Here is a 2,239-nt window from a genome sequence, read left to right as displayed (position 1 = left end):
GGGAAATCTTATCTTGAGGTAGGCTTCCCGCTTAGATGCTTTCAGCGGTTATCCCTTCCGAACATAGCTACCCGGCGATGCGACTGGCGTCACAACCGGTACACCAGAGGTTCGTCCACTCTGGTCCTCTCGTACTAGGAGCAGATCCTCTCAAATTTCCAACGCCCACGGTAGATAGGGACCGAACTGTCTCACGACGTTCTAAACCCAGCTCGCGTACCTCTTTAAATGGCGAACAGCCATACCCTTGGGACCTGCTTCAGCCCCAGGATGAGATGAGCCGACATCGAGGTGCCAAACACCGCCGTCGATATGAACTCTTGGGCGGTATCAGCCTGTTATCCCCAGAGTACCTTTTATCCGTTGAGCGATGGCCCTTCCATACAGAACCACCGGATCACTAAGACCTACTTTCGTACCTGCTCGACTTGTGGGTCTCGCAGTTAAGCGCGCTTTTGCCTTTATACTCTACGCGTGATTTCCGACCACGCTGAGCGCACCTTCGTACTCCTCCGTTACTCTTTAGGAGGAGACCGCCCCAGTCAAACTACCCACCAGACATGGTCCTCGCTCCAGATCATGGAGCAGAGTTAGAACCTCAATATTACCAGGGTGGTATTTCAAGATTGGCTCCACAGCAACTAGCGTCGCTGCTTCAAAGCCTCCCACCTATCCTACACAAGTAAGATCAAAGTTCAATGTCAAGCTGCAGTAAAGGTTCACGGGGTCTTTCCGTCTAGCCGCGGGTACACCGCATCTTCACGGCGAATTCGATTTCACTGAGTCTCTGCTGGAGACAGCGCCCCCATCATTATGCCATTCGTGCAGGTCGGAACTTACCCGACAAGGAATTTCGCTACCTTAGGACCGTTATAGTTACGGCCGCCGTTTACTGGGGCTTCGATCAAGAGCTTCGCTTACGCTAACCCCATCAATTAACCTTCCAGCACCGGGCAGGCATCACACCCTATACGTCCACTTTCGTGTTTGCAGAGTGCTATGTTTTTAATAAACAGTTGCAGGGGCCTGGTTTCTGTGGCTGCTCTCAGCTCAGGAAGCAAGTTCCATCACCAAAAGCAGCGTACCTTCTCCCGAAGTTACGGTACCATTTTGCCTAGTTCCTTCAGCAGAGTTCTCTCAAGCGCTTTGGTCTACTCGACCTGACCACCTGTGTCGGTTTCGGGTACGATTCCTGTGTAACTGAAGCTTAGAGACTTTTCCTGGAAGCATGGTATCAGCCACTTCACTGTACAAGTACAGCTTGCTATCAGCTCTCAGCATAGAGCACCCCGGATTTGCCTAAGATGCATGCCTACAGCCTTCCACCTGGACAACCAACGCCAGGCTGACTTAACCTTCTCCGTCCTCTCATCGCATTACACAGAAGTATTGGAATATTAACCAATTTCCCATCGACTACGCCTCTCGGCCTCGCCTTAGGGGTCGACTCACCCAGCCCCGATTAACGTTGGACTGGAACCCTTGGTCTTTCAGCGTGCGAGTTTTTCACTCGCATTGTCGTTACTCACGTCAGCATTCGCACTTCTGATACCTCCAGCAGACTTCTCAATCCACCTTCATCGGCTTACAGAACGCTCCCCTACCACTTGCAATAAATTGCAAATCCGCAGCTTCGGCACATAGTTTTAGCCCCGTTACATCTTCCGCGCAGGCCGACTCGACTAGTGAGCTATTACGCTTTCTTTAAAGGGTGGCTGCTTCTAAGCCAACCTCCTAGCTGTCTATGCCTTCCCACATCGTTTCCCACTTAACTATGATTTTGGGGCCTTAGCTGGCGGTCTGGATTGTTTTCCTCTTGACTACGGACGTTAGCACCCGCAGTCTGTCTCCCGGATAGTACTCATTGGTATTCGGAGTTTGCATCGGTTTGGTAAGTCGGGATGACCCCCTAGCCGAAACAGTGCTCTACCCCCAATGGTATTCGTCCGAGGCGCTACCTAAATAGCTTTCGGGGAGAACCAGCTATCACCAAGTTTGATTAGCCTTTCACCCCTATCCACAAGTCATCCCCTGGCTTTTCAACGACAGTGGGTTCGGTCCTCCAGTTAGTGTTACCCAACCTTCAACCTGCTCATGGATAGATCACCTGGTTTCGGGTCTATACCCAGCAACTAATGCGCCCTATTAAGACTCGGTTTCCCTACGGCTCCCCTATTCGGTTAACCTCGCTACTGAATATAAGTCGCTGACCCATTATACAAAAGGTACGCAGTCACCG

1 rRNA gene is annotated in these 2,239 nt (G+C 51.4%); it reads right to left on the bottom strand.

Features of this window, described 5'->3' with window-relative positions:
• A 23S ribosomal RNA gene (locus VXQ92_RS15895) occupies positions 1-2,239 on the bottom strand; the annotation flags it as partial.

The organism is Acinetobacter sp. 228 (genome assembly GCF_048147885.1).
Note: the sequence above shows the minus strand (reverse complement) of the source record. Positions and strands in the feature narration are given on the sequence as shown.